The following is a 5,720-nucleotide window of genomic DNA, read 5'->3' on the forward strand; positions in this document are numbered from 1 at the left end:
CGCCGCTGGCCGGCCGGGTCGCCCTCGCCGCCGTCCAGCGCCTGCTCACCGCCCTGGCGCCCACCCAGACCCGCGGACCCGGGCGCGGCCGGCTGCTCGCTCCGGACGGCCGCTACGAGCATGCGCCGCTGATCGTGCTCACCCTGCCCGCCGCCGACATCAGCTTCCTATGCGCCACCGCCGCCGCGCTCGGCCACCCGGGGCTGAACCCCGACATGGCCGAGCTGGTCGACGGCCACGCCGAGCGGCTCGGCAGCGGCCACCGGCAGACCGACCGCACCGAGCTGATCTCGCCGCTCGCGCGGCTGGCCGGCCTGCTCGACCTCGCCTCCACCGACGACACCAGACTGCTCACCGCCCCGCTGCGCGCCACCCCGCCCGGCACCGACTGCACGCTCAGCGACGCCGAGGAAGACGCCTACGCCCGCACCGCCGACCGCATCAACCACATGTGGGCCCACGGCTCCGGCATCGACCGCTACCTGTACTGACTGCCGGTACAGACCCGCGGCTGTGGAGAGCGGGAAGACGAGGAATGACCGTCGTTGGCAAATGCCGTTTTGGGGCTGACCAATAATGTGCCTGTTCGGGACAAAGCCTGTCCGTCCGGCACCCCGTCGCCCCGCTACGGAAGAACCTCGGGCCCTGGTCGCTTCATCGTTCCCGGACGGGTGCGAAGTTGTCGGCTCGAGCCGAGGGAGGGCGATAGCCGAGGGCGCCCGACGCGACTTGTCACCGTCTACGAGTCTGCTGCAGCCTGGCGCCTGAGCGCTACGTTTGGGAGGCGGCCGGCCAGGGCCGACCGCCAGCTGGGCTTGCGCGGGTTCGGCGGGTCACTCCCCCGTACCGGCGCCGCTGGGCCGGCATCCGTCGCCGCCGGTCGAGGGGGTGGTTGAGGGGGACGGGCCCAGGGTGCGGTCTCCGTTGCGGCATGCCGTCCGTGGGACAGCGTCTCCGCTGTGATAACCACTGTCGCGCTCAGCTCGTCGGTGACCTCCGAGTCGCTCGCCCGGTGCCGGCCCCCGGAGGCGGCCGGGGGGCCGTGTGCTGAACGAATGAGCGGCCCGGTCGCCGTCGCGGCCAGCGGCGGACGGACGTTGTCGGGTGATGCAGGCATCGGCATGGGGTCGTCGACCTCTGTCCGGGGGAGGGGACCGGCTCGAGGCGAGGCGGTCCTGCGGGGCGTGGTCGGGTTCAGCTGGACAGGTGACCGACCGTGAGCTGGAGCGGCCCCAGGTGCAGGACAAGACCGTCCCCGCCGGGAAGCCGGCGCAGCGCGGGGTTCGACCAGCGCCGGGGGGTGAAGCGGAGCTCCGCGGCCGGCGTCTGCGGCGGGGTGAGTCGGGGCGGCCGTGGGGGCCGGTCCTCCACTGGCGGCCTGACTGCCGGGGGCGCGGCCTGGCGCAGGTCCTGCAGCAGGTCGTTGTGCATGGTCCGGGAGCGGCTGCTCCGGGCAGCGGGCGAGGGGTCGGTGGTCATGGCTGGGTCCTTTCGGCGGCGGTGAGCACCTCGTCGGCGAGGGCTCGGAAGGCGACGGCGGCGGGACTGGTGGGAGCGGAGAGGATGATCGGGCGCTTGTCGAGCGTGCTGCTGGGCACTCGGCGGGACACCGGCACCCGCGTCTGCATCAGTGGCAGGCCGGTGCCCTCGAGGGCTTCCAGGACCTGGCGGGCGGCGCGTCCGGCCTTGTCCCAGGCGGTGCAGGCGGCCCCCAGGAGAACTGCGGAGGTGTTCTCGAACGCCCGTTGTTGTTCGACGAAGCCGGCCACCCGGACGACCCCGAGCGCCGAGCCGGGGTCGCTGGTGAAGACGGTGAGCACAGTGTCGGAAGCGCATAGCGCGGCCAGCGTCAGGCCGCCGAGGTCGCCGCGGGTGTCCAGGATGACGTGGTCGTACGCGGCGAGTAGCGGCCGCAGCGTTCGGCGGACACTGGTGAGCAGGCCGCCGGCGCTGGCCAGTTGCACGGCGACCGCTTCCAGCGCCGGGTGCGCAGGCAACAGGTCCAGCCCGGGCGCGACCTCGTGGCGGATGACCGCTCGGGGATCCGCCGTCGGGTCCTCCAGGCAGCGGGCCAGGCTGTCGTCATGGCCCTTGGCGACGACCCCGAACGCCCGGCCTAGGCTGTCCTGCGGATCGGTGTCGACGGCCAGCACGCGGCCCCGAGCGGCCAGGGCGACCGCCAGGTTGGCGGCGGTCGTGGTCTTGCCGACCCCGCCCTTTGACGAGCACACCGCCAGACGCATGCGGCGAAGTGTGACTGCCCGCCGTCATGTGACGGCCACGACAGGCCGGTTCCGCGAGTCCATCACGCCACACCAGCTACACCGCTCCCAACAGGCCCACGGTCCCCGAAACGACAAGCCGGCGCCGTGCGCCGCACACCTCACGCCGCAGCCTCCACGCCGCAGAGGCTCCGCAGCCGCACAGGGGCAGATATCGCCCCGACGGCTGATCACGGTGACGTCCCGCCGGCACCTGAGCCATCCGACTCCTGCCCGAGCAGGAGAGTAGCGGCCACTGGGAGAGGTTGTGTCCGCTGGCGTCGTCGGCCAAGGTCATGGCTTGCCGTCGATGGGGAGTCGGATGGTGAACGTGGTCCCGGATCCGACGGTGGCGTCGACGGTGAGGATGCCGGCGTGTCCTTCGTGGACGACGGCACGAGCTAGGGGGAGGCCTTGTCCGCTGCCGCGTCCGACGTCCTTGGTGGTGAAAAACGGATCGAAGATCTGCGCCGGCGTCGGCATCCACGCGCCGATCAAGCACCGACCCGACGGGCCGCTGCACACCGACAACCGCTGCTACAACGAGTTGATCACCGCGCTGCGCGCGCCCACCGAGCGCGTTCACGCCCTGCTCGGCCGCTGGCGTGCACTCGAGCGCGTGACCGTCTGCCCACAACGCATCACCGCAATTGCCGCCGCCGCGCTTGTCCTGACTTCACTCGACCGCGGAAACAAGTGAGAAAACCTCAGTGCGCGGGCGGCGCAGATCGGCCGCAACCTGGACCGCTACGAACGGGAGTGGACGGCGGCGCACCCTGGCGAACAACCCGGACCCGCGTTGCGGCGGGCATGGGACGCACGAGCGTGGGCCGATGGCCGCCCCGACAAGGTCACCCCGCGACCCGGCGAGGACCTGACCGCCCGATGGCTGGCCGAGCTGGGCCGGCTCGGCTACCGCCACCGCGTCGCCGCCGTCGACCTGACGCCCAGCCCCGTCGGACGGCTGGACCGTGAGCAGGCGGTGGACGTCGTGCTCTTCCGGTTGGCCGCCGCCCGCTCCGGGTGGAACCCGGCCGACATCCGCGGCGAGGTCGAACAGCTGCTCGCCGCCGAGGACATCGTGGCCGACCCGGGGGTGCGTATTGAGCTGGCCGAAGACCTCACCGCCCGGGCCCTGCAACGTTGCGTGCCGCTGCTGGATGGCGATGGCGTGCCCGAGCACATCCGCACCTGGACGTCCCAGTCGGTGCTCGACGCGGAGGCGGACCTGACCGATCGGCTGGCCGCCCGCGCCGTTCCCACCGAGGTCGGCGTCGGTGACGCCGACCTGACACCTCCGCGGCAGCTCACGGACGGCCTGGGGCGGCTGGACGCGGGGCAGGCCGCGGTGGTCGCCGTGCTGGCCGGTGACCGCCAGCTTATTGTCGTCGAGGGCGCGGCCGGTGCGGGTAAGACCACCACCCTCTTCGCGGCCCGCGAGCTGCTCGCCGGGGAAGGCCGGCGCCTGGTCGTGGTGAACGCCCACGCTGAAGGCCGCCCACGTCGCCGCCGCCGAGATCGGCCCGCTACCGGATCGGCGGCGTGGCTGGTGTTCCAGCACGGCTGGCGCTGGACCGAGGACGGCACCTGGACCCGCCTCACCGCCGGCCAGGCCGACCCGGTCACCGGCGGTGTCTACGCCGGACCTGGCGAGAGCGCCCCCTTGCGCCGCGGGGATCTGCTCGTTGTCGACGAGGCCGGCATGCTCGACCAGGACACCGCCCGCGCCCTGCTCACCGTCGCCGACGAATGTCAGGTACCGGTAGCGCTGATCGGTGACCGGCATCAGCTGGCCGCGGTCGGCCGCGGCGGCGTCCTCGACCTCGCCGCCCGCGCCGCCGACCCGGCCGCGCACCTGACACTGGAGACAGTGCACCGGTTCACCCGCACCGACCGCGCCGGCGTCACCGTTCCGGACAGCGAGTACGCAGACCTGACCCTGGCCATGCGCACCGGGGAGGACCCGGGCGCGGTCTTCGACGCCCTGGTCGCGCGCGGCCAGGTCCGGCTGCATTCCGACCCCGGCGCGTTGACCGAGGCATTGGCCGGCACCGCAGCCGCCTCCTACGCCGAGGGCGTGCGCGTGGCGGTGGTGGTCGACACCCGCGAACAGGCCGCCGAACTCAACGCCGCCGTCCGCGAGCGCTTGGTCGCCGTCGGCCGCGTCGATGACGCGGCGGTCGTGACTACGCGCGCCGGGCAGCGGATCGGGGGCGGGTCGCCACCCGCCGCAACGACCGCCAGCTGAGCGTCGCGAACCGCGACACCTGGGCCGTGGTTGCCGTCGACGGGAGAGGTGCGCTCGTTGTCACCCCCGCCGATGTCACCCCGACCGGCCGTGTTCGCGGACCTGTCACTCCGGCCGCCGTAGGGGAGCGGGTGCTGCCGCCTGACTACGTCACCGCGCATGTTGAACTGGCGTATGCCAGCACCGCCCACGGGGTGCAGGGTGACACCGTCCCGAGCCCGCACCTGGTGATCGGTGAGCACACCGGCGCCGCCGCCGCGTATGTCGGCATGACCCGCGGCCGCACTGGAAACACCGCCCACCTCTTTGCCGCCGACGAGGCCGAGGCCCGGGAGCAGTGGATCGCCGTGTTCGCCCGCGACCGCGCCGACCTCGGCCCCGCTTCCGCCGCGCAGCGAGCCGCCGAGGAGGCCGCCCGCTACGCCCAGGGCCGACCGCTGATGGAGGTCCTGGCCGACCTCCATACGGCGTGGACGGCCGAACAGCGGTGCCAGGACCGGCTCACCTTCTTGGAGCGGCAGCGGGACTCGCTGCGCCGGGTCGTCGCGCTGGAGGCCGCCCACGCCGGAGAGCTGGTGAGGCGTGACGCCGACTACCAGGCCACGGCGATCGCCGCCCAGCGAATCATGCAGCAGGCCGAATCCAGTGCAACGGTTATCGCCGCCTACGCCGACCGGACTCGCGATGCGCTGCTGGCGCGTTGGGACGGCGAACGCGACGCAGCGTCGGCGGCAGCCAAGGTCGTGCTCGACGGCCCAGGCCGGCTCGGGCTCCGACGGGCAGCGGTCGCCCGCGCCGTCGACCAGCTCACCGACTGGGCCGACCAGTGGCGCCCGCACGTTCCGTCCCTGCCCGAAATGCGGCACCAGCTCGCCCGAGTGGCTAGAGCGTGTCTGCTAACTGCGGACGCGGTGATGGATGATCATGCAGCCGAGGAGGACACCGCCGAGGTAGGTGGTGGCGTATTTGTCGTAGCGGGTGGCGATAGCGCGCCACTGCTTGAGCCGGCCGAACCCGCGTTCGACGGTGTTGCGGTCCTTGTAGAGCTCGGCATCGCAGGCCGGTGGTCGCCCACCGGCCGAGCCCTTGGCCTTGCGGCGTGCGATCTGGTCGCTGCGTTCGGGAATCGTGTGAGCGATCTTCTTCGCCCGCAGGTGCGCCCGCGTACTGGGATGGGAGTACGCCTTGTCCGCCAGCAGCCGGAACGCGCC

General features: G+C 72.8%; 7 protein-coding genes. 3 read left to right on the forward strand and 4 right to left on the reverse strand.

Annotated features, from left to right (window positions below; genetic code table 11):
* Positions 1-491: LuxR family transcriptional regulator (locus tag BLW04_RS24420; protein WP_091548137.1), on the forward strand; the 491-nt coding region annotated here is incomplete at its 5' end.
* A 703-nt stretch (positions 492-1,194) separates the two neighbouring features.
* On the opposite strand, the gene BLW04_RS24425 is transcribed toward BLW04_RS24420, so the two are convergent.
* The 3 genes from BLW04_RS24425 to BLW04_RS29930 all read right to left on the reverse strand — a co-directional run bounded on the left by BLW04_RS24425 (position 1,195) and on the right by BLW04_RS29930 (position 2,744).
* Positions 1,195-1,479 (reverse strand): hypothetical protein, encoded by a 285-nt coding sequence (locus tag BLW04_RS24425; protein WP_091548139.1) that lies wholly within the window; start codon positions 1,477-1,479, stop codon positions 1,195-1,197.
* Positions 1,476-2,243 carry a ParA family protein gene (locus BLW04_RS24430; RefSeq protein ID WP_091548141.1) on the reverse strand — a complete coding sequence of 256 codons (768 nt, stop codon included), beginning with the start codon at positions 2,241-2,243 and terminating at the stop codon, positions 1,476-1,478. Before BLW04_RS24430 ends, BLW04_RS24425 begins: the two co-directional genes overlap by 4 nt.
* A 312-nt stretch (positions 2,244-2,555) precedes the next feature.
* On the reverse strand, positions 2,556-2,744 hold the full coding sequence (locus tag BLW04_RS29930) for an ATP-binding protein (RefSeq protein WP_091548143.1): 189 nt from the start codon (positions 2,742-2,744) through the stop codon (positions 2,556-2,558).
* Here BLW04_RS29930 and BLW04_RS27165 point away from each other — a divergent pair.
* Complete coding sequence (locus BLW04_RS27165; RefSeq protein WP_091548145.1) at positions 2,707-2,961, forward strand: transposase family protein; 255 nt, start codon at positions 2,707-2,709, stop codon at positions 2,959-2,961. The genes BLW04_RS29930 and BLW04_RS27165 overlap by 38 nt on opposite strands.
* Before the next feature lie 99 nt (positions 2,962-3,060).
* The gene (locus BLW04_RS24445) at positions 3,061-4,509 is read left to right on the forward strand and encodes an AAA family ATPase (RefSeq protein ID WP_175484277.1); all 1,449 of its coding nucleotides are present in this window, start codon (positions 3,061-3,063) and stop codon (positions 4,507-4,509) included.
* A gap of 896 nt (positions 4,510-5,405) precedes the next feature.
* On the opposite strand, the gene BLW04_RS24450 is transcribed toward BLW04_RS24445, so the two are convergent.
* On the reverse strand, positions 5,406-5,720 hold a 315-nt coding region (locus BLW04_RS24450; RefSeq protein ID WP_139306822.1), incomplete at its 5' end, for a transposase.

Origin of the sequence: Modestobacter sp. DSM 44400 (assembly GCF_900107175.1) — a bacterium.
In the GTDB taxonomy this organism is placed as follows: Bacteria; Actinomycetota; Actinomycetes; order Mycobacteriales; family Geodermatophilaceae; genus Modestobacter.